The organism is Ruania alkalisoli, from assembly GCF_014960965.1.
GTDB lineage: Bacteria > Actinomycetota > Actinomycetes > Actinomycetales > Beutenbergiaceae > Ruania > Ruania alkalisoli.
In genome coordinates this window covers 520,191-545,888 of the sequence record NZ_CP063169.1, presented here as the reverse complement: position 1 = coordinate 545,888, position 25,698 = coordinate 520,191, and the positions used below count along the sequence as shown (strand labels likewise).

Sequence of the window (25,698 nt, the reverse complement as noted above, 5' to 3'; positions counted from 1 at the left end):
CGGGTCACCTCATCGGGTCATCACATTTGAGATACACGACCTGGATCTCACGATGTGAACACTCGAGGGGGGCGCGCGACCTGAGCGGGATCCGGCGGGCATAGCCCGTCCTACGGCGAACCCTCAGATCGCCCCTCCAGTCCCGCCATCAACCGCCGCAGCAGCCCCGCGAGCTGGTTCACTTCACCCTCCTCCAGCCCGGCTACCAGCGTTGCCTCGTGCGCGAGCAACTCCCCGACCACGGCGTCGATCCGTTCCCGGCCCTGGTCGGTGAGAGTCACGGTGACGGCACGACCGTCACCCTCCCCGCGGCGGCGCGCGACCCAGCCGTCCCGCTCGGCACGGGCCACCCACTGCGACACTGCCCCGGCGCTGACACCGGCCCGTCGTGCGATCTCCGAGGGCGCCAGCTCGTAGGGAGCCCCCGCGCGGCGCAGGGTGGCGAGCAGGTTCCGTGTGGATATCTCCATACCGAGGCGTTGCATGGTGTCGCGGCGATCGGCGTCGAGCAGGTGGGCGATTCGCCAGACCCGCGTGATCACCCCGATCGAGTCCACCGGTGCACCGGGGAGCTCACGCCGCCAGGCATCAGCAATCTCATCGACGGCGTCGCGCAGGTCGTCCTCGTATGCCACCATGGAACTACTTTAGCCCTAAAGGAGGAGAGATGACCGACTCTGGACGTACCGCCGTTGTGACGGGTGGAGGAACTGGGATCGGGCGTGCGATCGCTGCCGATCTGGTCGCTTCAGGCCACGACGTGACGATCGTGGGACGCCGCATCGAGGTGCTCGAGCACACGGCCGCCAAGCTCGGCGTTCGTGCCGTGGCGGCAGACCTTGAGGACCCAGCCGATATCGCCCGCCTCGCCGACTCCCTCCCTGAACGCATCGACGTCCTTGTCGCCAATGCCGGCGGGAACCCTCCCACGCCAGCCAGCGACGCGGCCGATCACCCGGTCGAGGCAGCTGCCCGCCGGACGGCCACCACCTGGACGGCGACGTTCGTGCGCAACGTGCTGACCGCCGTCGTGCCGGTGACCGTGCTGGCCGACCGCCTGGGCGAGGGCGGCCGCGTGGTGGCGATCGGGTCGATCGCCGGTGCTCAGGGAAGCGGCGCCTACGGAGCGGCGAAGGCGGCACTGGAGTCCTGGATCGTTGGGCTCGCGCGCCAGCTTGGCCCGCGCGGCATCACCGCCAATGTCGTGGCGCCGGGGCTGGTGACCGAGACCGAGTTCTTCGGCGACTCGATGACGGACGAACGTCGCGACCGGCTCGTTGCCGCCACCATGACCAAGCGCGCAGGCCGTCCGGAGGACATCGCAGCCACGGTGGCGTTCCTGGCATCGCCTCAGGCCGGCCACCTCACCGGCCAAGTGCTGCACGTCGACGGCGGGGCGACCCACCGCCAGTAGCGCCGTCACTCTGAACCACCGACGCTCGCACCACCGGGGGTGAACTTGACGTCGATGATCGGCCCATAACCGACGTCAACTTCACCCCCGGTGGTGATGGAGCGACCCCAAGCGTGAGCGACGGTCGACCTCACCCCACCAAGAAGAAGCCCATCACCCCGGGGTTGTGCGCATGCACGATGGCGAGGAACACCACCACATCGAACAGCAGGTGCACGATCAGCACGTAGGTCAGCGACCCGGTCTTGGTGAAGATCCACCCCTGCAGCAGCGCGAACGGGGCGGTCAGGAACGGACCCCACTCCCGATAGCCCAGCTCCCACAGGAACGAAACGAAGATCGTGGCCTGCAGCAGGTTGGCCAGCCACACCGGGAAGTGCCGGCGCAGCAGCGCGAAACACGTGCAGATGAAGAACAGCTCATCCCAGGTGCCCACGAAGTTCACGCCGACAAAGAAGCGCGCCAGCTCGCTGCCGTCGGTGATGTGTGGCCAGTTCAGGTAGGCACCGGAGGTGATGAAGTAGAACGGAAGGATCAGCCAGCCCAGCACGGGCACGGCCACGATGTAGCCCTTCTCGATCGGCGCCCACTTCTGCCCGGTGCGCCACGGGAAGCGGATGGCGTGGCGCTTGTACACGAGGCGGTCGATGAGCGAGGGGGTCAGGACCGCCAGGATGAGCACGATGCCGATGGTGAAGAACCGGTCCCAGTGCACGTCCGCCTCGACCGAGGTGATCGAGACGATCGCGATGCCGATCCCGATCAGGCTGAGGTCCTTACCCAGCTCGCGCGAGACCCACCACGCCGCGGCCAAACTGACCACGAGCAGGCCGTGCCCCCATCCGGGGAGCATCAGACCGAACAGCAAGAACGCCGAGAGGGACACCCCGACGGCGGGGAGCACAGTACTCAGGGACGGTACCGAGTTCTTCACGTCCGTCTGGGCTGCGGGTGGCACGGCAGTCACGGGTCCAGCATGCCATCACCATCCGTCGTGGCCGTGGCTACGAATGCCCAATGCGGCAGTGCGTCGGCGAATCCACTGATGCGGTACACGGCCGTGAGCGGTTCTCAGGAGTTTCCCAGGAACTTCCCCACGAACCCTCAGCGGCGGGCGCAACACTGTCACGGCTTCACCCAGACCGGCTCAGCACCCTCTCACCAACGGAGCACCCATGAAGACACGTACGAAGGTCCTGACCGGCACCGTCGCTGGACTCGTGGTTCTCGGAGGGGCCGGCGCGTTACTCGGTCCGGGAATGTACGCCGACTGGGTCAACGCCTCCGCTGCTGAGGAACCGGCGCTCGACCGTTCGGCGGAGTCCACTGAAAGCGATCCGGCAGACTCCACCGAGTCCACGGACACTCCGAGCACGACAAATCCCGGCTCGGCCCTGACCGGAGAGTGGTCGATCAGCGACGGTTCCTACGCCGGTTACCGGGTGGAGGAGGTGCTCAGTGGTGAGGACATCACGGTGACCGGCCGCACCGAGTCCGTCACCGGCGAGATCACCATCGACGAGGACACCCTGACGGATGCGAGCCTGGAGGTGGACATGGCCTCCGTCTCCACCGACGAGTCCCAGCGCGACGCTTACTTCCGCAGCAGCGCGCTGGAGACGGACACCTTTCCGACGGCGACGTTCGAGCTCACCAGCCCGGTCCTGCTGACTGAGACGACCGAGGTCGAGCTGGTCGGTGACATGACCATCCACGGCGTCACCCGGGAGGTGACCGTCGATGCCGAGATCGCGGCCTCCGGGGCCGAGATCCAGGTGGTCGGGATCATTCCGATCACGTTCGCCGACTTCGACGTGACGGCTCCCGACCTCGGGTTCGTCACGGTCGAGGAGGACGGGCAGGTGGAGTTCAGCCTTGTGCTCGAGCAGGCGTGAGGCCTCCTGACCCGGTTATCAGTCAGGCCATCGCGTCGGCGACGATCTCCGCTGCTCGTACGCGCTCGGTCACCCCGTCGGCGTGCAGTGCGATCATCAGCTCATCGGCGTCGGCATGGCCGGCGAAGGAGCGCAGGTACTCCCCCACCTCGTCCTTCGTCCCAACTGCGGTGTATCTCATCATCTCCAGCAACTGCCGGCCCTGGGCGGTGCCGAGCACCATGTCAGCTTCCTCGTCTGTGACCGTGCGACCGGGAGGCAGCAGTAGACCCACGCGGCGGCGCTGCGCCGTCAGCAGTTGATCGGCCGCCTCGGCCGCGCTGTCCGCCGCCACCACACCCACGGCCGCGATCACGTAGGGCTCGGCGAGCTGGTCCGATGGCGTGAATTCGGCTCGGTAGGTCGCCACCGCTTGCTCGAGTGCGGCCGGTGCGAAGTGCGAGGCGAAGGCATACGGAAGCCCGAGCTTCGCCGCGAGCTGGGCACCGAACAACGAGGAGCCGAGGATGTACAGGGGCACGTTCGTCCCGATCCCCGGGTAGGCGTTCACACCCTCGATCGTGGTGCGCCCACGCAAGTACCCATCCAGCTCAGCCACATCGGCGGGGAACGTGTCGGCCGCACGCGCGTCCCGTCGCAGCGCGAGCAGCGTGTTCTGGTCGGTACCGGGTGCCCGGCCCAAGCCCAGGTCGATCCGGCCCGGGTGCAGCGTGGCCAGGGTGCCGAACTGCTCGGCGATCACCAGCGGTGCGTGGTTCGGCAGCATCACGCCACCGGCTCCGAGTCGGATCGAGCGCGTGTGCGCTGCCACGTGCGCGATCAGCACGCTCGTGGCGGAGGAGGCGATCGCCGGGTTGTTGTGGTGCTCGGCATACCAGACGCGCTCGTACCCGGCCTGCTCGGCCGCTCTCGCCAGGGCCACCGTGCCCTCCAGGCTCTCCCGGGTGGTCTGCTCCCGTCCGACGACGGCGAGATCCAGCAGGGAGAGAATCGGCGGCATGGGTGCCCCTTTCGTGACAGACGGGTGATGGGCTGATCGCCCGTGGGAGTAACCCCGCGCCGTCCGGCGTTCATTCCCGGAAATCGCACGTCGATATGGTCACTCGCCCCGCTCGGCCGACCGCCAGATCGACTGTGAGTGTGGTGTTCGCAGCCTGGTGGTGATGGGCTGTGGGTGGTGGCTTGGAGTGTGACTCGCTAATCGACTGGCCGTGTGTGCCTTTCGCACGACTTGTCCGCTCCGGGTCGCCGCCTCCGGCCCGGTCGGAGCGACTGGCCTGATCAGGAGCTTGACCGGCGGGCGTAGTAGCGCCCGTCGTGTCCCATCTACAGTCCTGCCGATTCTCCTACCGGACCGGAAAGCAACAACGTCCCGTCCCGTTCCGAAGTGGAGGAAACGTCATGACTAGTCTGAGTGATCTCGTCGAGGTTGTCATCGGGGTCGACACCCATGTCGATACCCATACCGCGGCGATCATCGATGCTGGCACCGGTGGGGTGCTCGGCCAGGTACAGGTCGCGGCCACCCCGGCGGGGTATGCCGAGCTGGTCGAGTTCGTCGATACCCACCTACGCGGTGAGGATGAGGCTGATATCGAGACCGATCCGTGCGCCGCCACTGGTGGACGGGCGTGGGCGATCGAGGGCACCCGCTCCCACGGGGCGGGTCTGACCCGACATCTACAGGCTCGTGGTGAGCTGGTCATCGAGATCGACCGCCCGCAACGGGCCAAGCGCCGCCGTGGAGCCAAGTCCGACCCGATCGACGCAGTCCGCGCCGCACGGGAAGCGTTAACCCGCGAGCACCTAGCCACCCCACGCTCAGGCGGGAACCGGCACGCCCTCGCGATCCTGCTGAGCACCCGAGACTCCCTCGTGACCGAAGCAGGCCGCGCCGCACGGCAAGTGTTCCACCTCATCATCACCGCCCCCGAACCCCTGCGAGCGAAGTTCGCCGGCAAGAAACTGCCCGCGATGATCACCACCGCCGCCCGGCTACGCACCCGGCCCGGTCAAGACATCGAGACCACCACCACGATCACCATCCTGCGCGACCTGGCCCGCCGCGCCCAAGACCTGACCACACAAGCGGCCCAGTACAAGAAACAGATCCACCACATCGTGACCAGCATGCGCGCCGACCTGCTCGATCAGCCCGGCATCGGCCCCATCGTGGCCGCACGAATCCTGTGCGCCTGGTCCCACCCCGGACGCATCCACTCCGAAGCCGCATTCGCCATGCTCGCCGGCGTCGCCCCCATCCCAGCCACCAGCGGCAGAACCACCAACCGACACCGCCTCAACCGCCACGGCGACCGCCAACTCAACCGAGCACTCCACGTCATCGTCCTGACCCGACTACGCCACGACCCACACACCCGCGCCTACGCCCAACGCCGCACCACCCAAGGCCGCACCCACCGCGAAATCACCCGCTGCCTCAAACGCTACATAGCCCGCGACATCTACCGACAACTCGAACACCACAACCCCACAAACACCCCTTGACAGAACATAGGAGCGTCGTTGGATTTCAGGACCAGGGGCGGGTGGCCCAGAAGCCTCCATCGGCGAACAGCTCATCCACGCACTCGGTCAGCAGGTTCGTCTCGAACAGCAGGTCGAGCAGCGTGTACCGGCTGCGGATGGCCTGCGCGCGGAAATACGTCTCACGGAACCGCGCCCGATCCACCCCGATCTGCGCCGGGTGGGTCACCGCACCGACCACGCCGAGGATCCGCTCGATCTCGGCGGCAGGCAGCAACTGCTCACGCACACGCGCAGCGATCCGCGGCCATTGCTGCGCGATCAGCTCCAACCGTTCCCGCAACTGCGCGGGCTCGAGATGCTTGGCCTTGCTCTGGGCCACCGTCGCCTCGACCAGGTCGTCGGGGAAGGTAGAGCGGATCTGCGCCTCCCGCTCGGGCCAGCTGGGCCACGCGGCCACGGCAGCCTCGACGTCCACAGCGCCCAGGTCACGCCGGAGCACCACCTCATACAGGGCGCACAGCGAGATCGTCCCGAGCCCCACCTTCATCCCGTGCGAGAGCGGCGGCTCATCGTGCATGCCGAGCTTCTCCATCTCCCACAGGTGGGAGAACTGGTGTCCCGCACCCGATGCGGGCCGGGAGGACTGGTAGGCCTGCATGCTCAACCCGGACATGATCAACCCCTCGGTGAGGCCGGAGATCGCGCCGATATCGCCGTCACGTAGCCCCTCCGGGTTACTCAACGACTCCCGCAGCGGCCCCTGCACGAGATCCCAGACACCGGACTCGATCGGTTCGATCCCGAGCTCATCGGCGATGATCCAGTCGGCGCCGGCGGGCACCTTCTCGATCAGGTCTCCCACACCGGTGGCCGTGAGCCGGGCAGGCGCGGCGGCGAGCACACGCCGGTCGGCCACGAGTCCGGCGGGTGCTGGGCAGAAGATGGTCTGCTTGAAGCCGTCCTTGGTGATGGACGAGCCGTACGCGGTGTAGCCGTCCATCGAGGCCGCAGTCGCCACGTTCATGTACTCACGCTCGAGCTCGCCGGAGGCGAGCTTGGTGAGGTCGTTGAGGGTTCCGGAGGCGATGGAGACGGCGATCACGTCCAGCGGGCGCAGGTGCTCGCGCAGCGTCTCCACATTCTCGTAGCTGGCGTACAGCGTCGGCACCCCGGGGAAGATGAACGGCTCGGCCAACGGAACTCCGGCCGACTCCAGCGACGAGGTCACCGCCGCACCGGCCACCGCCCACGTGTTCTCGTCGGCCACCACGATCGCCGTGCGCGTGCCGAACAACTCGGTGAACACAGCGCCGGTGCGGTCCAGCACGTCGGTGCCCACCACGATCGCCCGGGTGTCGGTGGCGTCGGCGAGGGCTTGGTCGATGAGGCTCATCGTTCTCCTTGGTCAGCGAGCGCGTGGATCTCCTCGCGCAACAGTGGGTAGGTCCGGGTATAGGCGTCGACGAAGGGGCGGTAGGCCGCGTGCCGCTCAGGATCAGGCTCGAGCACGACGGCGGTACGCACCATGGCGGCGGCCGCCTCGCTCACGCTGGGGTACAGGCCCGCTCCGGTGGCCGCGAGCACTCCCGCGCCGAGCACGACGGCGTCCGGCACCTCGGTCAGTTCGATCGGGATCCCGGTCACGTCGGCGTGCATCTGGATCCACTCCCGGCTGCGGGTGGCCCCGCCGCAGGCGACGATCCGTTCGACCTGTGAGCCGGCTCCAGCCATCGTGCGCAGGTTGTGGGCGGTGCCGTAGCAGACGGCCTCCTGGATTGCCCGGTACACGTGCTCACGGGTGTGCCCCAGGCTCAGGCCCCACAGGATGCCGCGGGCATGGCCGTCGGTGTAGGGGGTGCGGTTGCCTTGGAAATATTCGTTCATCACCAGCCCGTCCGCGCCGGGTGGCAGGTGGGCGGAGCGCTCGTTCAGGAGATCAAAGGCACTGCAGGCGCTGCCCGCATTCCCGGCCGTTCGGGTCTCAGCTTCAGCGATCACGTCCCGCGCGAAGTTCTCCACGAACCACTTCAGCACCGAGCCGGTGGAGACCTGCCCGGCCTCGAGTGTGCACTGGCCGGGCACGACCGCGTCGGTGTACGCACCGAAGAATCCGGCGCCGCTGATCGGGGCATCCGTCTGGCCGGTGAGCACATGCGAGGAGCCGGTGATGAGCGCCATCCGCCCGGGCGCGAGCACGTTCAGTCCGATCTGCCCGGCCCAGGCATCTCCGCAGCCCTGGGCGACCGGGGTACCGGCTCGCAGGCCGAGATCGGCGGCTGCCTCCGCGGTGAGCGCTCCCACCTGGGTGCCCAGGTCGACCACCTGCTCGGGCACTTTCGCCAGCGCATCCCCGGCGCCGACATCGTCATAGAAGTCGGTGGGCCAGCCGCCGGCGTCCCGGTTGTGGAACATGCGCAGGGCGGCGGTGTTGATGTTCTGCGTCCATTCGCCGGTGAGGCGGTGGGTGAGCCAGTCGGCAGCGTCCACCAGGTAGTCCGCGCGGGCGAACAGCTCCGGTTCATTCTCCGCCAGCCAGGCCGCCTTGAAGGGGAACCATTCGGCGCTGGCCGGTGCTGCGCCGTCGCCGATATATCGCAGGGCAACCGATCGCGAACCGGTGGCACGGGCCGCCTGCTCCACCGCACGTACGTCCATCCACAGAATGGCGTCGGCGAGGTGGTCGCCGGCGGCAGTCATCGGCACCACGGTCATCGTGGTGGCGTCGTAGCCGATGCCGGCGATCTTCTCGGCGGGCACACCGGTGCGCTCGAGCACCTCGGCGGAGGCGGCGCGCAGTGCCGACCACCACGCATCCGGGCTCTGGGTGGCCCAGCCGGGGTGTGGGTAGGTGGTGGCGTACCCGGAACTGGCGACCCCGACGATCCGGCCCCCGGCATCGATGACGGCCACGCGACAGCTCTCGGTGCCGAAGTCGATGCCCAGCAGGTGGTCCGTCATGATCAGTTCATCCAGCCCAGTCAGTCGATCCGGCTCAGTCAGTCGGCCCGCTCAGTCTGTCCAGCCGAGCTCGGCGCGCAGGGGCGCCGGGATCAGGTGGTCGACGCGCTCGAGAATGTATGTGGGCTGGTTGGCCTCCGGCAGCGCCTCGGCCTCGGCCCGGGTGGAGTCGCCGGTGAGCACGAGGGTGGAGGCCATCTGCGTGTTGACGGCCATCTGGATGTCGGTGCCGAGCCGGTCGCCGATCATCATGGCCCGGCGGGGGTCGACGTCCACGCCGGCGAGCGCCGCGGTGAGCATGTCCGGGTCGGGTTTGCCCACGTTCTTGGCCAGCGTGGCGCCCGTGCAGGCCTCGATCGCAGCGACGATGGCGGCGGCGTCGGGCTCACCACGCCCGCCCGGGAAGGGGCAGTAACGATCGGGGTTGGTGGTGACGAGGATGGCGCGCTGGTGGAACCAGATGGCGTCGAAGGCGATCTGCAGCTTGCGGTACTCGAAGGCACGGTCGTAGCTGGCGATGACGATGTCGATCTCGGCCGGGTCCTCGCTCATCGCGACACCGGCCTCGGCGAGCGCGCGCACCAGCGGTTCCTCGGCGATCGGGTAGACCGTCTTCCCCGGGTGGTGCTCGAGCAGCCAGCGCACCATCACCACCACGGTGTTGGCGATCTCGGCCACCGGGGTGGGCAGGCCGAGGCGGTCCAGTTTCTCGGCGTACTGGGCCGGATCCTTGGTGGGGTTGTTGGACAGGAACCGCACCGGGATGTCCCGACGGCGTAGCTCACGTACGAGGCGTTCGGCGCCCGGCAGGAACTCCTCGCCGAGGTAGATGGTGCCGTCGAGGTCGAAGACGTAGGCGTCGTAGAGCTGGTCGGGCTCGACGGAATCGCCGGGCTCCGAGGAAAGGACTGGACCTGGCACGCTCAGCCCTCGGGCTCGTAGGAGCAGATGGCGTCCACCTTCTGCTTCGACGGCGACGTCGGGTCGAACGCGTGCTCCAGCCACTCCCCGGCCAGCTTGCGGGCCAGCTCGAGGCCGATCACGCGCTGGCCGAAGGTGAGGATCTGGGCGTTGTTGGACTTGATGAGGCGCTCGACGGAGAAGCTGTCGTGCGCGACGGAGGCGCGGATCCCAGGCACCTTGTTGGCGGCGATCGCCACACCCATCCCGGTGCCGCAGATCAGCAGGGCCCGGTCGGCCTCACCGGCCGCCACCTTCCGGGCGGCGTCGACGGCCACGTGCGGGTAGTCGACGTCCTCCCCGGACCCGACGCCCACATCAACCACGGAGTCGACCCGCTCGTCCGCCTCGAAGTCGGCCTTGATGGCTTCCTTGTAGTCGTATCCGGCGCTGTCGGCACCGACGATGATCCGAAGTCCCATGATCTCCCTGCTTCCCGGCGCTCCTACGCGCCGTCGACTGTCCCCAGATTATCAATCTAGATGCAGAAAACTCCACTGTTTGTGAGAAAAACTACCCGACGTCCGGCGCCACCTCGACGCTGACGCCGCCCTCGCGCAAGCGCTCCAGCACCTCAGGGCTGGTGCCGCTGTCTGTGACCACGGTGTCGAACGCCGTCAACGGGGCCACCTCGTGCAAGGCACGACGGCGGAACTTGGTGTGATCGATCAGGGCCACACTGCGCGCGGAAGCGCGCATCATCGCCTTCTTCACGGCGGCGACCTCGGCGTACGGGTGGTAGGTGACGCCGTCGGTAATCCCAGAGACGGAGACCAGGCACACGTCAGCGGCAAGGGAGGCCACAGTCCCGGCCGCGATCGGGCCGAGGAGCGCCTCGGCCCAGGCCTCGTACTCGCCACCGGTGAGCACGAGGCGCATTCCTGCACTCGCTCGCACCTCCTCGGCGACCAGGAGGGAGTTGGTGACGACGGTCAGCGGCGTCTGCTCGCGCAGCTCGCGGGCGGTGAGCACACCGGTGGTGGAGTCGTCGAGCATCACGGCACTCCCCCGCGGAACCATGGCAGCGGCGTGGCGGGCGATGGCGCGCTTGGCGGGCTCGTTCTGACCGAGCCTGAACCGGGCCGGGGCCTCCTGGAGGTTCGATCCGGCGGCCGTGACCACCCCGCGCTGGCGCACGATCATGCCGAGGGACTCCAGATCGGCCAGGTCGCGGTAGATCGTCACCGTCGAGACCCCGAAGGTGGCACCGAGCTCCTCGATGCTCACCGACCCGTCGCGCTGGACGAGATCGACGATCCGGTTCCGGCGGCGGGCGGTCACCTCCGCGGGTGCGCGACCCTTGCGCGCCCCGGTGCTGCGGCTGGCACCTGCCACGGCGACTCCTCGATATCGGCAACATCTGCCCACCTGAGCCTACGGCCCGGACTGCAGATCAGACACGCACTGAGCACGCAGGGTCGCGTGCTTCCGTTCGGTCGTAGGCTCAGATCATTCGATCGTGCGCCCGACCTCGAACGGGGTGCACGTTCGTGTGAAGTGTTTGCACGTCAGTGCGTGCACACGGGAGGATCGAACAGCCAGGCAAGACCTCGGACCTCACAGGAGATGTTGTGACACGTTCAGCGTTGACGAAGCACAGCCGCGCTGCCGCACTCGACGCCATGACCAGCGGTGAGCCGCTGGACGTCCTGGTCGTCGGGGGTGGCATCACCGGAGCGGGCATCGTGCTCGACGCCGTCACGCGCGGCCTGAGCACAGGCATTGTGGAGATGCAGGACTGGGCCGGGGGGACGTCGTCATGGTCCTCCAAGCTCGTGCACGGCGGGGTGCGCTACCTCTACAACCTCGACTTCAAGCTGGTGGCCGAAGGGCTGCGCGAGCGGGGGCTGCTGCTGACCAAGACCGCCCCGCACCTGGTGAAGGCGCAACCGTTCCTGTGGCCGTTGAAGACGCCGGTGATCGAGCGCGCCTACAGCGCTCTGGGCATCGGCCTGTATGACGCGATGGCCGTGATCGGGCACCGCGGCATGGCCGTGCCAGTACAGAAGCATTACTCCCGCGCCGGGGTGGAGCAGCTCTTCCCCGACGTACGCAGCGACCAGCTCGTCGGCGGTATCCGCTTCTACGACGCGCGGGTGGACGACGCCCGGCTCGTGATGACGCTCGTGCGCACTGCGCAATCCTTCGGGGCCCACGCCGCCTCCCGCACACAGGTCGTCGACTACCTCAAGGAGGACGGCCGCGTGGTCGGTGCCGAGGTGGTGGACCTGGAAACCGGCACCCGCCGCACGATCCGTGCCAAGCGGGTCATCAACGCCACCGGCGTATGGACCGAGGACACCGAGGCACTGGGCGGCAACGAGGGCGGCCTGCAGGTGCTCGCCTCCAAGGGCGCGCACGTGGTGATCCCGAAGGAGCGCATCAAGGGCGACGTCGGGCTGTTCTTGCGCACCGAGAAGTCCGTGCTGTTCATCATCCCGTGGCAGCGGTACTGGATCATCGGCACGACCGACACCCCGTGGGATGAGGAACGCCTGCACCCGGTAGCCACCCGGGCGGATATCGACTACATCCTCGACCACGCCAACGCGGTGCTCTCCTCGAACCTCACCTTCGACGACGTGATCGGGGTGTATGCGGGCCTGCGGCCGCTAGTACAGCCCGGTACCAAGGACGGCGGAACTGCCTCCACGAAGGTCTCCCGCGACCACACGGTGGTCGAGTCGGCACCGGGCCTGACCGTGATCTCCGGTGGCAAGCTGACCTCCTACCGGCTGATGGCCGAACACGCTGTCGACCACGCGCTGGGCGAGGCGGATGCGCACAAGCGGCCGTCGGTCACCCCGGATACCCCGCTCATCGGTGCGCCCCGCCTGGAAGCGATCACGCGACAAGCACCGCAGATCGCAGCCAAGTACGGCTGGGACAAGGCCCGGATGGAGCATCTACTGAGCCGATACGGATCCGACCTGCAGACATTGCTGGCACTGGTGGACGAGGATCCCGAACTCGGCAAGCCGCTCGATTCCGCCCCAGCGTACCTGCGAGCTGAGGCTGTGATGGCGGTCGAGTACGAGGGTGCACTGCACCTGGAGGACATCCTGATGCGTCGCATCCGGCTGTTCTTCGAGCAGCGCGACCGGGGCGTGAGCGCGTTGGAGGAGCTGGCGCAGATCGTCGGTCCCCGGCTCGGGTGGGACGAGCAGACCGTGCGCCGCGAGGTGAGCGCCTACGCCGAGATGGCCGCCGCCGAGGAGGCTGCGCTGGGCACGATGACCGACGCCGAGGCCGAGGCGGCCAGGCTTGCCGTGGCTGACCTGGTGCCGCTCGCCAACCTCGAAAGCTGATATCGCACGTCGATCTGGCGCCTGCGCAGAGGTGCTGAACAACCAGATCGACTGTGAGTGTGGTGTTCGCAGCCTGGTGGTGATGGGCTGTGGGTGGTGGCTTGGAGTGTGACTCGCTAATCGACTGGCCGTGTGTGCCTTTCGCACGACTTGTCCGCTCCGGGTCGCCGCCTCCGGCCCGGTCGGAGCGACTGGCCTGATCAGGAGCTTGACCGGCGGGCGTAGTAGCGCCCGTCGTGTCCCATCTACAGTCCTGCCGATTCTCCTACCGGACCGGAAAGCAACAACGTCCCGTCCCGTTCCGAAGTGGAGGAAACGTCATGACTAGTCTGAGTGATCTCGTCGAGGTTGTCATCGGGGTCGACACCCATGTCGATACCCATACCGCGGCGATCATCGATGCTGGCACCGGTGGGGTGCTCGGCCAGGTACAGGTCGCGGCCACCCCGGCGGGGTATGCCGAGCTGGTCGAGTTCGTCGATACCCACCTACGCGGTGAGGATGAGGCTGATATCGAGACCGATCCGTGCGCCGCCACTGGTGGACGGGCGTGGGCGATCGAGGGCACCCGCTCCCACGGGGCGGGTCTGACCCGACATCTACAGGCTCGTGGTGAGCTGGTCATCGAGATCGACCGCCCGCAACGGGCCAAGCGCCGCCGTGGAGCCAAGTCCGACCCGATCGACGCAGTCCGCGCCGCACGGGAAGCGTTAACCCGCGAGCACCTCGCCACCCCACGCTCAGGCGGGAACCGGCACGCCCTCGCGATCCTGCTGAGCACCCGAGACTCCCTCGTGACCGAAGCAGGCCGCGCCGCACGGCAAGTGTTCCACCTCATCATCACCGCCCCCGAACCCCTGCGAGCGAAGTTCGCCGGCAAGAAACTGCCCGCGATGATCACCACCGCCGCCCGGCTACGCACCCGGCCCGGTCAAGACATCGAGACCACCACCACGATCACCATCCTGCGCGACCTGGCCCGCCGCGCCCAAGACCTGACCACACAAGCGGCCCAGTACAAGAAACAGATCCACCACATCGTGACCAGCATGCGCGCCGACCTGCTCGATCAGCCCGGCATCGGCCCCATCGTGGCCGCACGAATCCTGTGCGCCTGGTCCCACCCCGGACGCATCCACTCCGAAGCCGCATTCGCCATGCTCGCCGGCGTCGCCCCCATCCCAGCCACCAGCGGCAGAACCACCAACCGACACCGCCTCAACCGCCACGGCGACCGCCAACTCAACCGAGCACTCCACGTCATCGTCCTGACCCGACTACGCCACGACCCACACACCCGCGCCTACGCCCAACGCCGCACCACCCAAGGCCGCACCCACCGCGAAATCACCCGCTGCCTCAAACGCTACATAGCCCGCGACATCTACCGACAACTCGAACACCACAACCCCACAAACACCCCTTGACAGAACATAGGAGCGTCGTCCGATTCGAGTTACCCGAAATTGCACGTCGATCTGGCGGTTCCAACGTGCGAGTTTGGCCGCCAGATCGACGAGCAATTTCCTGGATCGTCGAAGCGTGAGGGACGCACACGTGAGACGTGTAGCGGGTGGCTGGCGCCCACGCAGGCGCCAACGTGCAGGTCAGCGGAGGACGTCGTCGATGCTGGTGGCGTCGGTGAAGCGGTCGACCCAGGCGTCGAGTTGGTCGGGTGTCGCCGCCTGGATGCGGGCGGACTGCTCGGGGGTGAGGGCACCGAACTGAGCAGCCAGCACACGGGTGAGCATGGCTGCTGCGCCCTCCGCGCGCCCCTTGGCGACGCCCTGTGCGACGCCTCGTTCAAGTGTGTTGGACATATAGGCCTCCTGTGCCTGGGGTCCGAGATCGTGGAAGAACGTCTGCAACTCTTCCGGGTTCGTATCGCTGACCTGGTAGGCGTACTCCATGATAGTCGCGAACATCCGATCCGCTGGGTGCTTGCCGATCAGGATCAGCAGGTCATCGATGAACTGATCCAGCACCTGTGCCAGGTGCTGCTGATCAGGTGCGAACCGCAGCATCGCCAACGCCAACCGGGCCGCCGGAGTCAACGGTGCTGCCAGCAACGCCTCCACCTCCACTCCCGTCAAGTCCTGCAACACGAACTGATGCCGGGGCAGAAACTCGCCCAGCGCCTGCTTGGCGTCAACGTCGTACAGTGCCTCCAGCCTGGTGGGCGCATTCCATCGGCGCCGTCCCTGATAGACGACCACCGGCAGCACCGCCGGCAAGGTTCGCTCACGGGAATGCTGGGCGCGGTACCGGTCACAGATCCGCGTGACGTACTCCAGCACGCGCAACGCCATCCACCGATCTGAGCTGGCCTGGTGCTCCACGAGCACATACACCAGCGCCGGCTTCCCGTTCAGGTGGGTACTGAACAGGAGGTCTGTGTGCCGCTGGCGCATCTCCGCATCGACAAAACTTCCCGGCTCGGGACGTAGACCTCCCAGGTCAAACCCGCCCGCGACCTCCGCGGGAAGCACCGAGGCCAGCACCGACGCCGCATTCGCCGGCACACCCACCACCGCGCGGAACATCGCGTCATGCGGGTTCAGGTGCTCATTTCTGCTCGCCATCCGTGCACCGTAGAAGCGACCACCCCCACCCTGCCGGCGTCACCCCAGGGGTTGTGGACACCCGGTCATCGGGGCCACGTCTCACCCCAGACCCCACGCCATCCAGAGAATCCCTCGTCGATGTGGGCGATGCCCTGGCCTTAGTCCTCAGCGGCCGGCGCGCGCGGCTGCGAGCTCGACCAGTTGCATCAGGTTGCGCGTGATGTGGAACGGATCCTTCACCGGCAGTGCGACCACCGCATCGCGCGGCGACCCGTCCCGGTTGCGGATCTGCACCCACTCCTCACCCTCATCCCCGCCGGGGAACGTGTTCAGGGTGTAGTGCCAGATCCGGTCGAACCACGCCGCGACCTCCGGGCGGTCGTACCGCCAGGCCGCCGTGGCGGCGACGGCGGCCGCTTCGGTGTGCACCCACCACAACCTGGTGTCCCAGGTGGCCTGCACCAGACGTTCGTAATCGCTCGTCCCGGCCGCACCGGTGGGCGGGCCGCCGGCCTCGTCGACGTACCGGAACAGCCCGCCACACTCGCCATCCCATCCGAGTTCGCACAGTGGGGCGATGCTCGCCAGGGCGGTCTCCCGATGTGTCACATCGCCGAGCAGATCCATCGCCTCGAGGGCGATCCACATCGCTTCCAGCGCGTGGCCCGGTACGCGATGCGTAGCGACCAGGCCCGAACCGGACGGGCCAGCCGAACCCTCGCCGGGGTCGCCAGAGTGAGCCCTCCCCAACGGAGGCATCTCCCGGAAGCCATGTCCGCCGTCGTGAAATGACATCACTGCATCCAGTTCGGAGGCGAGCGCCTCCTGGCGCGAGATCGGGATTTCCAGACTCCGCTCAGCCTGACTCAGGACGAGGAGTGCATTCAGGAGGATCAGGTGGGGCCCGAAGGCTCGGTGCCCCTCCGGAATCGTGTACGGCGGTGTGGGCGCGACCCGCTGGTGGATGTCCGCCCGGGCCCGGTCGATGATGAGGCGCGCCGGTTCCAGCCACCGCTGCGGCCCGCCCTGCCGCGCGATCTCCGCGAATCCCATGGCGACGAACAGATCGGCATAGACGCTTCTCGCGGGGTGGCCCGCCGCTTCTGCGGATCCGTCGCGCACCAGCGCGAACGAGCAGGTGCCGTCGGGGCGAAGGGCGTACTCCTCGAGGAAGTCGGCGCCACGGTTGGCGCACACCATCAACGCGTCAGCGTCGAAGCCCTCAACTGGACGCAGCAGTCCAGCGCCGGTCAGGGAAGCAGCCCGCGCCAGCATCCAGACGAATCGACCCTGCGACCACGTGAACTTCTCATCTGAGACCTGCGAGCGGCCACGGTTGTCGAAACACGTGTGGAAGCCCCCGTGCTCGTGGTCGATCCCGTGCGTCAGCCAGAACGGCAGCACCACCCGCTCCAGCTGGTCACGTGCGTCGGCGGCGGCGCTCTCGAGGGTCGTCATACTGCACGATCGTAAGCGATTCGCTTCGAAAATTGCAACCGATTGCAGACATGTGCGATAGTCATGTTGACCGACTTCGAGAACAGGAGCATCATGACCGCCCGCATCTTCGTCGCGATCACCACGGACCAGTTCGCCCGCCTCTACGACGAGCAGACCCAGGCGAAGCTCCACCGCCTCGGGGAGGTCGTCTTCGGCATGGAAGCCGACGGGAAGGTAGCCGTCCCCGCGGACATCGGCGACTCGTTCGATGTGCTGCTCACCTCGTGGAGCACCGAGCCCTTCGACCCGGCCGTCCTGGCGGGTTCACGACTGCGCCTGGCGGTGCACAGCGCCGGATCGGTGCGCAACCTGTTCCCCGCGGAGTGCCTGGGCGGCCAGCTTCGCCTGGCGCAGGGCGGTGCCGATGCGATGGCGCTGCCGGTGGCCGAGATGGCGCTCACCATGACCCTGGCCCATCTGCGCAATCTCGTGTGGCATGACCGGGCGTTTCAGCGCACCCGCGACTGGCACGAGGGTGGCCAGGGCACGCTGGGCCAGAGCATCGCCGCACAGCACATCGGCATCGTTTCCCTCAGCCGCGTCGGCCGGCACTACGCCTCGATGGTCCAGGGGCTCGGCGCCACCTCCGTGCGCGCCTACGACCCGTACTGCTCGACCGACGACGCACGCCAGCTCGGCGTCGAGCTGTGCGACCTGGAAGAGCTGTGCGCAACGAGCGAAGTTCTCTCGATCCATGCTCCCGTCACGGCCAAGACGGCCGGAATGCTCGGCGCCGAACAGCTCGCCCTACTCCCGGACGGTGCGATCGTCATCAACACCGCGCGGGCCCAGGTGACCGACGAGGAGGCGCTACTCGCCGAAGTGAAGGCTGGTCGCCTCAAGGTGGGCCTCGACGTGTTCACCACCGAACCGCTCCCCTCGGACAGCCCGTTCTTCGGCTTGGACAATGCGATCCTGACCCCGCACGTCGCCGGCGGCACCGTGCAGGCCCGGTTCGCCCAAGGCGCGACCGTCGTCAGCGAGGTTGAGAGTTTCCTGCGGGAGGGCACCCTCCGCGCTGAGGTGACATCCGAGAACTACGATCGGCTCGGCTGAGCACAATTCATCGAGAGTGCTAGCGGGAGCGTCTGCCTCGCCTCGCTGGGGATGAGGACGGAAGGGCCGGGGCGCATAAGCGCCCTCACGGGATCAAGAGCCGCCCACTCCTGGATTCCGGGTCCCAGATCCCCAGCGCACGCATCAACGTACGAGCCATGACGCGATGCCCGTAGATGTTCGGGTGACACCCGTGCCCGAGCCAGTGGAACCAGGACCCTTCCTCGGCCTGCTGCCACTCGGCATAGTGGTCGACGAGCAGGGCCGACGTGTCGGCTGCCACGGCCCGCACCTCCTCGACGTAGGCGGGCAGGTGTTCCACCACATGCGCCGGTGCCGTCGGCAACGTCCCGTTCGGTGTCATCACCACCACGACGGCGCCGCTCGCCTCGCGGATACGCCGGATGACCTCCCGGTAGACCCGGCCGAACGTCTGGACCCCGTCGGCACCTCCCCTCGTGTCATTGAGGCCGAAACCGATCACGACGGCGTCCGGTGCGAACCGTAGGCACAGCGCCTCCAGCTCTGGCTCCAGGTCGGAGATCTGCCACCCCGAGACGGCCGTATTGATCACCGCGTCCCGCGAACGCCCCTGCTCCCGCAACCGTTCTTCGACCAGTTCCGAGAACCCTCGACTTCCCCAGGTGTGCCAGCTGGCCGCCGTCACACTGTCACCCAGGAAGGTCCACACCCGCGGGTCAGGCGAGTCGAGAACCTCACGCAGCGCTGGGGTCACCGCTGCCTGGGTCATCGTGGCTGCACCGGCTTCCCGCTGCGCATCGACTCATACGCCGCCTCGATGAAGGCGACTGCGGCTCGCGCCTGGGTCGAGGTGACCAGGGGATCACGAGCGTTCTCGATTGCCCCGAGGAAGTCGAGGAGCTGCGCACATTGCATGTCGTTCGGCTCGAACGCAGGAAGGTCGAGTTGTTCCGCCGTCACGAAGTGTTCGATCTTCCCGGCGACTGTGACGGCGCTGCCGCCGTCGCCCATGATGGCCATCCGGATCGGCAGGTCGCCATACGCCGTGGTGCTCGCGAGGAAGGTGAGTACGCCACCGCCGGCGAACCGTGCGGTGATCGAGATGGTGTCCTCCACCTCGATGTTCTCGTGTGCAAGCAAACCGCCGTAGGCATGCACCTCCTCGACGTCGCCGAGGAGCCACAGCGCCAGGTCGACCAGATGCACGCCCTGGTTCATCAGCGCACCGCCGCCGTCCAGCGCCCAGGTGCCGCGCCACGCTCCGGAGTCGTAGTACTCCTGTGTCCGCCATAGGGCAATCTCGACGGTGGCCGAGGTGATCGAACCAAGGGCACCGGACCGGATCGACTCGCGCAGGTAGCCCGACTCGGGCAGGAACCGTCGCTGGCTGACCACGCTGAGCACCTTGCCCGAGCGCCGCTCGGCAGCGATGATGCGGTCGGCCGCGTCGACGGTCACGTCGATGGGCTTCTCCAGCAGCACGTGCTTGCCGGCATCCAGAGCGGCAACGGCCACATCGGCGTGCAAGCCGGACGGGATGGCGATCACGACCGCGTCGACGTCCTCACGCACCAGCAGTCCGTCGACGGTCTCTGCCTCAACTCCGTAGTCGGATGCGATGGCCCGCGCCGCCTCGGCCGAAGAGTCTGCGACGGCGACCAGCTCTGTCGCAATGTCGTCCTGACGAATCCGATCCACATGCTGACGGCCGATGATCCCGACCCCGATCACGCCGAACCGAAGGCGCGCGGCAGTCATGACCGCACCTCCCGCTTCGCCTCAAGCGCATCGACGATCGCCCTGAGCACGATGACCGGTGCCATCATCGTCTCCCGCGACACGGGCGAGCGCCCGGAGGAGATCGCCTCCACGAACGTGGCCAAGGCCGGGGCGTTGTAGTCAGGGTGGAGCGTGATCGGCCGGGTGACCACCCCATTGGTGTGGACCGCCGTGAGGTGGAACGGTACGCGCTCGGTGTCGGTGGGGGTGACGAAGGTCAAGGTGATATCGACGTCGGCGATCCGGAGTAACGCCGTCGTGGTGTCGCCGTGGCGCTGGGCGGTCACGGCTATCTCGCCGGGAGCAACGGCAGGGTTGCCGAGCAGCTCGAGCGCGGCCTCCACATGATGGATCCCATAGAAGAACAGGCCCGAGTAGGGACTGTCCGGATCGCCGGGGCCGACGATATGCAGGCTCCGCAGCGGGCCGGAGTCCGCACCGTCGCGAATCAGCTCGGCGATCTCGGGAACTGCCCGCAACGCGGACGAGGAGTACACCACCGCTCCGGCGTCAGCGGCGGCGTCCAGGATCGCGGCCGCGTCCGCCGGCGTGGTCGCCAGCGGCTTGTCCACGAGCACCGGCATGCCGGCGGCAAGCAGTGGCTCGGCCTGTTCGCGGTGCCGGGCACCGTCCCGCGTCGAGATGATCGCCGCATCGGCCACACCGATCAGCTCGGCCGGCTCGGTCACGATCGTCTCGATCCCACCCACCTCGGCCAGCTCCGCGTTCCGTTCGGTGTGGCCGTCGGCCAACGCCACCGCGCGTACGCCCGGATGCCTACCCTCCTCGTTGAGAAATCGGATGAAATGCCGGGTGTGGGAATTCTCGGTCCCGATGAAGCCGATGCCGGTCACGCGTTGGTCCTCTCGTTGCAGGGAACAGATCCATCCTGACATGCAATCGGTTGCAGTTCAAGGGCGGCCTCTCGTAGGGTGAGCCCATGCGGCAACACACGACAGCAGAAGCGATCGGTGTCGGAATCGTCGGCGCCGGCAGTATCGGCACCACCCACGCGCGGGCGTTGCATCACGTGGCGGGCACCACCCTGGTCACCTACAGCGGGGGCAACCCGGAGACGATGTCCGACTGCGGATGGCCGTCAGCCCGCCAGTGCAGTGCCGACGAGGTGATCGACCATCCGGAGGTCGATGTCGTCGCGATCTGCACGCCATCACAGACCCACGCCTCGCTCACGCTCGCGGCCACCGCGGCAGGCAAGCACGCCGTGGTCGAGAAGCCGCTCGCCACCACGGCTGCCGATGCGGACCGCATCGTGGCCGCGGCACGCAAGCACGACGTCCTCGTCGCGATGGTCGCCCAGCGGCGATTCGAGCCCGAGGTCGCCGCCGTCAAGCAGCTGCTCGATTCCGGCGAGCTGGGTGGGATCCGGCTCGCCGTCACTCAGGTCCACTGGAGCCGCGACGACGACTACTACCAAGCAGCCCCCTGGCGGACCACGATGCCCGCCGGCGGATCCCTGATGAATCAGGGCGTCCATAACGTCGACCTGCTCCGCTGGCTGTGCGGCCCGGTCGACGCCGTGACCGCGCAGCAGGCCACCCTGGGCCACGACATGGCGGCCGAGGACACCACCGTGGCCACCCTGCGTCTCGCATCCGGCGGTCTGGGCCTCATCAGCACCTCGACGGCCACCCCTCCGGGCTCGGCCGCGACCCTGACCCTGCACACCTCGCGCGGCACCGTCGAACTCGGACAGGGGGAGATTCTGCGCTGGGAGATTCCGGGAGTCCCACGTCCCGCCTCATCGGCGTCGGTCACCAGCGGATCCGCCGATCCGGCTGCCATCGGCATCGCCGGGCATGTCACCATGTGGCAGGAGGTGATGGCCGCACTCCGCGAGGGGCGCCCATGCGCCATCGATGCACCGGAGGCAGCCCGCACTGTCCACCTGCTGGATGCGATCTACCAGGCTGCCGAAACCGGTACCCAGGTGGAGGTGTCGTCATGATCCGGGTCGCCATCCTGGGAGCGGCACATCCGCACGTCTCGTACGCGCTCGAGGAGGTGGCTGCGCGGGAGAACTACACACTGGTCGCCGTCGCTGAACCTGACCCCGAGATGCAGGCGGCACACCTGTCCGATGTCGGCGACACACCGCGCTACGACTCCCCCGCTGAGCTACTGGCAGCCCACCAGGTCGACGTCGCACTGGTTGCGGGCGTCTATTCCCGCCGCGGCGCGGCGGTGATCGCGGCCCTGGAGGCGGGGGCACATGTGGTGGCAGACAAGCCGCTGTGCACCTCCCTGGACGAGCTGGACGAGATCGAGCAGCTCGCGGCTACCCATCGCCGGCACGTCTCAGTGGTGTTCGAGAAGCGGTTCTACCCGGCCACGCTTGCCCTGCAAGACCTGCTCGAGGATGGAACGCTCGGGCGACCGGCCCTGATGGCCAGCACCGGTCCGCACAAACTCAACCTCCCCAGCCGCCCAGCCTGGTTCCTGGACCGCAGCACCTATGGCGGGATCGCCGGGGACCTTCCGGTGCATGACATCGACCTCGCCCTGAAGCTCAGTGGTGCGACCTCGGGGACAGTCTCGGCCATCACGGGCAACGCCGGGGCGGACGACCATCCGCGATTCGATGACCATGTCGCGGTCCTGCTGCGCGCCGGTGATCTCACGGCCACCATCGAGGCCAACTGGCTCGCTCCGCAGGCAGCCGATGTGCACGGCCACTACCGGATGCGCCTGGCCGGAACGAACGGCACCGCCGAGCTGGACTGGGCCTACGACTCCGTGACGGTCACCACGCACGACGAGCCCCGCCGTCAGGTGGACCTCCCGCCGGGCAGGCGCCCGGCGGCCTACTTCTTCGATGCGGTGGCAGCCGGCCACGAGCCGGAGATCACGACGGCGCAGAGCCTGCTGGCCACGCGGGTGGCCCTGCTGGCTCAGGACAGTGCCGATCACGACGGCGACCCTCGCCACTGGTGAGAAAGGAACCCTTCCCATGGTGGACCTGAGCAGTCCCGCGAACCTCACAGAGGATGTCCGCCCCTACGGCACGCACCGCTTCGTCACCATCGATGGGCGTAGCGGCTTCCACGGCACGACTCGCAGGAGCGAACTCGCGTTCGAGACCGACCTGCTGCGCGGAGCCGAGTGGTCGCTCTCGTTGTGGGTGTGCCCGCTGGAGGATCTGGACGTGGCGGCGCCGCTGTCCTGGATCCTCGAGCACGACCCCGAGGCACTGCGATACCGACTGGTCAGCGACACTCCCGCGGGCGAGGCCGGCGGGGTCTTCAGCTGGCTGTGGACATCACAGATCAGGCCGGCTATGCGGGCCAAGCTGGTCCACGGCACACCGGAGCCTGGGCGGCTACCGGCCTCCACCCAGGTGGAGAGTCTGCCGTTGACTGCGGCCACCTGGTACCACCTGGTGTTGACGTTCTCCGACCGGGAGAAGCGGATGTGCCTGTGGGTGAACGGGGTGCTGGCCGGGATCAGCGAGTTCGACTTCACCGCAGACGTCCCGGGCACCCGGCTCCACCTCGGCAATCCCGCCATGGTGTTCGCCTCGATCGAGGCAGTCGATCGTGAGCTCACCGCAGCCGACATACGGGAGGAGTTCGCCTCGTCTGCCTCATCCCGTAGTCGTGCGGCAGCCGAGCGGATCCGGCCATTGTTCGAACCCCAGCCTCGCCCTCGTGTGGACTGGGAGCCCGACTCCGACTGGAGTCTGGACCTACAGACCTCCTTCAACCATCCGAGCGACATCGACGGGTGGACCTTGCACGGCTGCCAGCAACCTCCGCATCAGATGAGGGAGCTGCGCACCACCAGCGAGGGGCTCTTGCTGCACACACCGGACGAGGTCGCGGACGAATCGCGCATGTACCTGTGGAGCCCGCAGATGTTCGAGGGCGATCTGGCGGTCCAGTTCGACTTCCGGATGGAGCAGGACAGCGGGTTCGGGATGCTCGTGACGCACGCGAGCGGGATGCAGGGCGAGGATGTGCTCGCCGATCCGGGTGACCTGGCACGCGGCGCCATGCAGGTGATCAACAGGAACCGGCTCCGCAACTACTACTGGGGCTTCTTCCGGCGCACTCCGACGACGCCCAAGCACGTCGCTTCTCACACCCTGGTCAAGAATCCGTGGACGCGGAACCTTGCGCTGAGCGCGTCTCCCGTGGTCGAAGTCGGGCAGTGGCATCGCCTGCTGTTCGTTCAGGAGGGCGCTCGACTGCGTGGCGCCATCGACGGCGAGTGGGTCGTGGAAGGCCACGACGATTCCTACCAGAACTATGGCCCGATCCTGCGTACAGGGCGGATCGCCTTGCGGCTCATGTACCAGACGCGGATGCGGGTGCGGGATCTGCACGTGTGGACGCGCGCCGGAGATGTCGTGACCACACCACAGACCCTTCCCGCCGACCAGGCTGGCAAAGGTCACGATTGAGATACGTCCCTCGGGCGTCTTGACACGTCTCGTCGTCACTCGTTACGTTGCTTGCAACCGATTGCAGTTCCGACTAGCACGATCGAACCCAATGGAGGGACCATGAGGCACACAGCCACGGTTGCCACCGGCACCCTTGCGACAAGCGCACTGCTACTGGTCGCCGCATGCGGCGGCGGAAGCGACGAACCAGCAGGCGGAGGCGCCACCGACCCGGAAGAGGTCTCAGGCACCGTCACCTTCTGGCCGTACCCATTCGGCGGGGTCAACGAGGCCAGCTGGTGGGAGCCCCACATCGAAGCGTTCAACGAGGAGTACCCAGACGTTGAGATCGACCTGCAGATGCAGGCCTACAGCGGACGGGAGGAGTCGCTTGTGACCTCCCTCTCCGGCGGCACCGAGCCGGACGTCGTCTACTTCAATCCGGATTTCATCCCCAAGTACGCGGTCGAGGACCTGTTGTTGCCCCTCGACGATACGCGCGACGACTGGGACCAGTTCCACGACTCGGCATTGAACGCGATGAGCTACGACGGGACTCTCTACGGTGCGCCACAACTGGTCAGCGTCTCCACGAACTTCTGCAACGTTGCCATCATGGACGAAGTCGGCGTCGAATGCCCGACAACCTGGGACGAACTGCGCGAGATCGCACCCGCCGTACAGGACGCCGGGTACTACGTCACCAACTACTACGGCACGGTGAACCTGAATGCCAGCTTCTACCAGTACTTGTGGCAGGCCGGTGGCGAAGTTCTCAACGAGGACATGACCGAGGCGACCTTCAACAGTCCCGAAGGCCTCAGAGCTCTGGAGTTCATCAAGGAGATGGCCGACAACGGGTGGATCCCGAACGAGGAGCTCGCCACGATTCCGCCATTCGAGCAGTCCGAGGGCGGACAGGGCAACGTCGCGTACAACGGCGGCGGGAGCGTGAGCAGCGTTCAGGACATCCTCGGCGAGGATGCCATTGAGACCGCACCACCCATGCAGGATGTCGAGTCTGTGATCGGGGGCACCGTGGGTGGCTGGTCGATCTTCAACACCACCGACGCACCGGAGGCCAGCCAGGCCTGGGTGCGCTACCTGACAGACGTGGAGTTCCTCGACGAGTTCCTGCCCGCAAGCAACCGCTTCTACTCCCCACGCATGGACACCGCCCAGCTCTACACCGATAACCCGGCCCTAGCGGTCGGCGCCGAGTACGTTCCGGACATGCGCGCCGCTGTCCAGCATCCTGCGGCTCGGGAGATCATCGACATCGTCATGCCGCATATCCAGAGCGTGCTCTTGGAGGGTACTGACCCCCAAGAAGCGCTTGACGCGGCAGCCGAAGAAGTGAACCGCATCCTCTGACCAGACTCCTAGT

The 25,698-nt window shown here is 67.4% G+C and carries 23 protein-coding genes; 10 read left to right on the top strand and 13 right to left on the bottom strand.

All coding sequences use genetic code 11. From position 1 onward, the window contains the following. Positions 1 to 110 precede the first annotated feature (110 nt). Complete coding sequence (locus IM660_RS02280; protein ID WP_193497824.1) at positions 111 to 638, bottom strand: MarR family winged helix-turn-helix transcriptional regulator; 528 nt, start codon at positions 636 to 638, stop codon at positions 111 to 113. 29 nt (positions 639 to 667) lie between these two features. Here IM660_RS02280 and IM660_RS02275 point away from each other — a divergent pair, with 29 nt between their 5' ends. Beyond that, complete coding sequence (locus tag IM660_RS02275; RefSeq protein ID WP_193497823.1) at positions 668 to 1,414, top strand: SDR family NAD(P)-dependent oxidoreductase; 747 nt, start codon at positions 668 to 670, stop codon at positions 1,412 to 1,414. 130 nt (positions 1,415 to 1,544) lie between these two features. On the opposite strand, the gene IM660_RS02270 is transcribed toward IM660_RS02275, so the two are convergent. Beyond that, on the bottom strand, positions 1,545 to 2,381 hold the full coding sequence (locus IM660_RS02270; protein ID WP_343072060.1) for a CPBP family intramembrane glutamic endopeptidase: 837 nt from the start codon (positions 2,379 to 2,381) through the stop codon (positions 1,545 to 1,547). Between the two features lie 208 nt (positions 2,382 to 2,589). On the opposite strand from IM660_RS02270, the gene IM660_RS02265 reads away from it, so the two are divergent. Further along, on the top strand, positions 2,590 to 3,309 hold the full coding sequence (locus IM660_RS02265) for a YceI family protein (RefSeq protein WP_193497822.1): 720 nt from the start codon (positions 2,590 to 2,592) through the stop codon (positions 3,307 to 3,309). A gap of 22 nt (positions 3,310 to 3,331) precedes the next feature. Here IM660_RS02265 and IM660_RS02260 read toward each other — a convergent pair whose 3' ends face one another. After that, positions 3,332 to 4,309 (bottom strand): LLM class flavin-dependent oxidoreductase, encoded by a 978-nt coding sequence (locus IM660_RS02260; protein WP_193497821.1) that lies wholly within the window; start codon positions 4,307 to 4,309, stop codon positions 3,332 to 3,334. Positions 4,310 to 4,710: 401 nt separating this feature from the next. On the opposite strand from IM660_RS02260, the gene IM660_RS02255 reads away from it, so the two are divergent. Next, on the top strand, positions 4,711 to 5,817 hold the full coding sequence (locus IM660_RS02255) for an IS110 family RNA-guided transposase (protein ID WP_193496828.1): 1,107 nt from the start codon (positions 4,711 to 4,713) through the stop codon (positions 5,815 to 5,817). 25 nt (positions 5,818 to 5,842) lie between these two features. On the opposite strand, the gene IM660_RS02250 is transcribed toward IM660_RS02255, so the two are convergent. The 5 genes from IM660_RS02250 to IM660_RS02230 all read right to left on the bottom strand — a co-directional run bounded on the left by IM660_RS02250 (position 5,843) and on the right by IM660_RS02230 (position 11,052). After that, a complete protein-coding gene (locus tag IM660_RS02250) occupies positions 5,843 to 7,192 on the bottom strand; it encodes a sn-glycerol-1-phosphate dehydrogenase (protein WP_193497820.1) in 1,350 nt (449 codons plus the stop codon). Further along, positions 7,189 to 8,757 (bottom strand): FGGY-family carbohydrate kinase, encoded by a 1,569-nt coding sequence (locus IM660_RS02245; protein ID WP_193497819.1) that lies wholly within the window; start codon positions 8,755 to 8,757, stop codon positions 7,189 to 7,191. Before IM660_RS02245 ends, IM660_RS02250 begins: the two co-directional genes overlap by 4 nt. Before the next feature lie 51 nt (positions 8,758 to 8,808). Beyond that, the gene (locus IM660_RS02240) at positions 8,809 to 9,678 is read right to left on the bottom strand and encodes an HAD-IIA family hydrolase (protein ID WP_193497818.1); all 870 of its coding nucleotides are present in this window, start codon (positions 9,676 to 9,678) and stop codon (positions 8,809 to 8,811) included. 2 nt (positions 9,679 to 9,680) lie between these two features. Continuing rightward, entirely contained in the window at positions 9,681 to 10,139 is a 459-nt protein-coding gene (locus IM660_RS02235; protein ID WP_193497817.1) for a ribose-5-phosphate isomerase, read from the bottom strand. Between the two features lie 91 nt (positions 10,140 to 10,230). Continuing rightward, entirely contained in the window at positions 10,231 to 11,052 is an 822-nt protein-coding gene (locus tag IM660_RS02230) for a DeoR/GlpR family DNA-binding transcription regulator (protein WP_210769060.1), read from the bottom strand. Positions 11,053 to 11,339: 287 nt separating this feature from the next. Here IM660_RS02230 and IM660_RS02225 point away from each other — a divergent pair, with 287 nt between their 5' ends. Together IM660_RS02225 and IM660_RS02220 are read left to right on the top strand one after the other, a co-directional pair. Further along, the gene (locus IM660_RS02225; protein ID WP_193499179.1) at positions 11,340 to 13,025 is read left to right on the top strand and encodes a glycerol-3-phosphate dehydrogenase/oxidase; all 1,686 of its coding nucleotides are present in this window, start codon (positions 11,340 to 11,342) and stop codon (positions 13,023 to 13,025) included. Positions 13,026 to 13,345: 320 nt separating this feature from the next. Then, positions 13,346 to 14,452: an IS110 family RNA-guided transposase gene (locus IM660_RS02220; RefSeq protein ID WP_193496828.1), complete on the top strand. Its 1,107-nt coding sequence runs from the start codon at positions 13,346 to 13,348 to the stop codon at positions 14,450 to 14,452. Positions 14,453 to 14,632: 180 nt separating this feature from the next. On the opposite strand, the gene IM660_RS02215 is transcribed toward IM660_RS02220, so the two are convergent. Both IM660_RS02215 and IM660_RS02210 read right to left on the bottom strand, forming a co-directional pair. Then, on the bottom strand, positions 14,633 to 15,607 hold the full coding sequence (locus IM660_RS02215) for an Rpn family recombination-promoting nuclease/putative transposase (protein ID WP_193497816.1): 975 nt from the start codon (positions 15,605 to 15,607) through the stop codon (positions 14,633 to 14,635). Positions 15,608 to 15,754: 147 nt separating this feature from the next. Continuing rightward, positions 15,755 to 17,047: an AGE family epimerase/isomerase gene (locus tag IM660_RS02210; protein WP_193497815.1), complete on the bottom strand. Its 1,293-nt coding sequence runs from the start codon at positions 17,045 to 17,047 to the stop codon at positions 15,755 to 15,757. 93 nt (positions 17,048 to 17,140) lie between these two features. Here IM660_RS02210 and IM660_RS02205 point away from each other — a divergent pair, with 93 nt between their 5' ends. Further along, positions 17,141 to 18,145, top strand: coding sequence for a hydroxyacid dehydrogenase (locus tag IM660_RS02205; protein WP_193497814.1), 1,005 nt, complete (start codon positions 17,141 to 17,143; stop codon positions 18,143 to 18,145). 85 nt (positions 18,146 to 18,230) lie between these two features. Here IM660_RS02205 and IM660_RS02200 read toward each other — a convergent pair whose 3' ends face one another. Genes IM660_RS02200 through IM660_RS02190 form a run of 3 tightly spaced genes read right to left on the bottom strand, consistent with a single transcriptional unit; the run spans position 18,231 to position 20,760 of the window. After that, positions 18,231 to 18,896 (bottom strand): SGNH/GDSL hydrolase family protein, encoded by a 666-nt coding sequence (locus IM660_RS02200; protein ID WP_193497813.1) that lies wholly within the window; start codon positions 18,894 to 18,896, stop codon positions 18,231 to 18,233. Continuing rightward, positions 18,893 to 19,885, bottom strand: coding sequence for a Gfo/Idh/MocA family protein (locus IM660_RS02195; RefSeq protein WP_193497812.1), 993 nt, complete (start codon positions 19,883 to 19,885; stop codon positions 18,893 to 18,895). The genes IM660_RS02200 and IM660_RS02195 overlap by 4 nt, the downstream gene beginning before the upstream one ends. Beyond that, positions 19,882 to 20,760 carry a Gfo/Idh/MocA family protein gene (locus tag IM660_RS02190; RefSeq protein WP_193497811.1) on the bottom strand — a complete coding sequence of 293 codons (879 nt, stop codon included), beginning with the start codon at positions 20,758 to 20,760 and terminating at the stop codon, positions 19,882 to 19,884. Before IM660_RS02190 ends, IM660_RS02195 begins: the two co-directional genes overlap by 4 nt. Before the next feature lie 86 nt (positions 20,761 to 20,846). Between IM660_RS02190 and IM660_RS02185 the strand changes: the two genes are divergently transcribed. The 4 genes from IM660_RS02185 (at position 20,847) to IM660_RS02170 (ending at position 25,685) form a co-directional block, all read left to right on the top strand. Further along, the gene (locus tag IM660_RS02185) at positions 20,847 to 21,875 is read left to right on the top strand and encodes a Gfo/Idh/MocA family protein (RefSeq protein WP_193497810.1); all 1,029 of its coding nucleotides are present in this window, start codon (positions 20,847 to 20,849) and stop codon (positions 21,873 to 21,875) included. Then, entirely contained in the window at positions 21,872 to 22,861 is a 990-nt protein-coding gene (locus IM660_RS02180; protein WP_193497809.1) for a Gfo/Idh/MocA family protein, read from the top strand. The genes IM660_RS02185 and IM660_RS02180 overlap by 4 nt, the downstream gene beginning before the upstream one ends. 16 nt (positions 22,862 to 22,877) lie before the next feature. Then, positions 22,878 to 24,329, top strand: coding sequence for a DUF1961 family protein (locus IM660_RS02175; RefSeq protein ID WP_193497808.1), 1,452 nt, complete (start codon positions 22,878 to 22,880; stop codon positions 24,327 to 24,329). 102 nt (positions 24,330 to 24,431) lie between these two features. Further along, a complete protein-coding gene (locus IM660_RS02170) occupies positions 24,432 to 25,685 on the top strand; it encodes an ABC transporter substrate-binding protein (RefSeq protein WP_193497807.1) in 1,254 nt (417 codons plus the stop codon). The last annotated feature ends 13 nt before the right edge of the window (positions 25,686 to 25,698 follow it).

What these genes read in the sequence shown, in the direction of transcription:
- IM660_RS02280 (WP_193497824.1), bottom strand. Translation starts at nt 638, where the DNA reads ATGGTGGCATACGAGGACGACCTGCGCGACGCCGTCGATGAGATTGCT.
- IM660_RS02275 (WP_193497823.1), top strand. Translation starts at nt 668, where the DNA reads ATGACCGACTCTGGACGTACCGCCGTTGTGACGGGTGGAGGAACTGGG.
- IM660_RS02265 (WP_193497822.1), top strand. Translation starts at nt 2,590, where the DNA reads ATGAAGACACGTACGAAGGTCCTGACCGGCACCGTCGCTGGACTCGTG.
- IM660_RS02260 (WP_193497821.1), bottom strand. Translation starts at nt 4,309, where the DNA reads ATGCCGCCGATTCTCTCCCTGCTGGATCTCGCCGTCGTCGGACGGGAG.
- IM660_RS02255 (WP_193496828.1), top strand. Translation starts at nt 4,711, where the DNA reads ATGACTAGTCTGAGTGATCTCGTCGAGGTTGTCATCGGGGTCGACACC.
- IM660_RS02250 (WP_193497820.1), bottom strand. Translation starts at nt 7,192, where the DNA reads ATGAGCCTCATCGACCAAGCCCTCGCCGACGCCACCGACACCCGGGCG.
- IM660_RS02245 (WP_193497819.1), bottom strand. Translation starts at nt 8,757, where the DNA reads ATGACGGACCACCTGCTGGGCATCGACTTCGGCACCGAGAGCTGTCGC.
- IM660_RS02235 (WP_193497817.1), bottom strand. Translation starts at nt 10,139, where the DNA reads ATGGGACTTCGGATCATCGTCGGTGCCGACAGCGCCGGATACGACTAC.
- IM660_RS02225 (WP_193499179.1), top strand. Translation starts at nt 11,340, where the DNA reads ATGACCAGCGGTGAGCCGCTGGACGTCCTGGTCGTCGGGGGTGGCATC.
- IM660_RS02220 (WP_193496828.1), top strand. Translation starts at nt 13,346, where the DNA reads ATGACTAGTCTGAGTGATCTCGTCGAGGTTGTCATCGGGGTCGACACC.
- IM660_RS02215 (WP_193497816.1), bottom strand. Translation starts at nt 15,607, where the DNA reads ATGGCGAGCAGAAATGAGCACCTGAACCCGCATGACGCGATGTTCCGC.
- IM660_RS02210 (WP_193497815.1), bottom strand. Translation starts at nt 17,047, where the DNA reads ATGACGACCCTCGAGAGCGCCGCCGCCGACGCACGTGACCAGCTGGAG.
- IM660_RS02205 (WP_193497814.1), top strand. Translation starts at nt 17,141, where the DNA reads ATGACCGCCCGCATCTTCGTCGCGATCACCACGGACCAGTTCGCCCGC.
- IM660_RS02200 (WP_193497813.1), bottom strand. Translation starts at nt 18,896, where the DNA reads ATGACCCAGGCAGCGGTGACCCCAGCGCTGCGTGAGGTTCTCGACTCG.
- IM660_RS02195 (WP_193497812.1), bottom strand. Translation starts at nt 19,885, where the DNA reads ATGACTGCCGCGCGCCTTCGGTTCGGCGTGATCGGGGTCGGGATCATC.
- IM660_RS02185 (WP_193497810.1), top strand. Translation starts at nt 20,847, where the DNA reads ATGCGGCAACACACGACAGCAGAAGCGATCGGTGTCGGAATCGTCGGC.
- IM660_RS02180 (WP_193497809.1), top strand. Translation starts at nt 21,872, where the DNA reads ATGATCCGGGTCGCCATCCTGGGAGCGGCACATCCGCACGTCTCGTAC.
- IM660_RS02175 (WP_193497808.1), top strand. Translation starts at nt 22,878, where the DNA reads ATGGTGGACCTGAGCAGTCCCGCGAACCTCACAGAGGATGTCCGCCCC.
- IM660_RS02170 (WP_193497807.1), top strand. Translation starts at nt 24,432, where the DNA reads ATGAGGCACACAGCCACGGTTGCCACCGGCACCCTTGCGACAAGCGCA.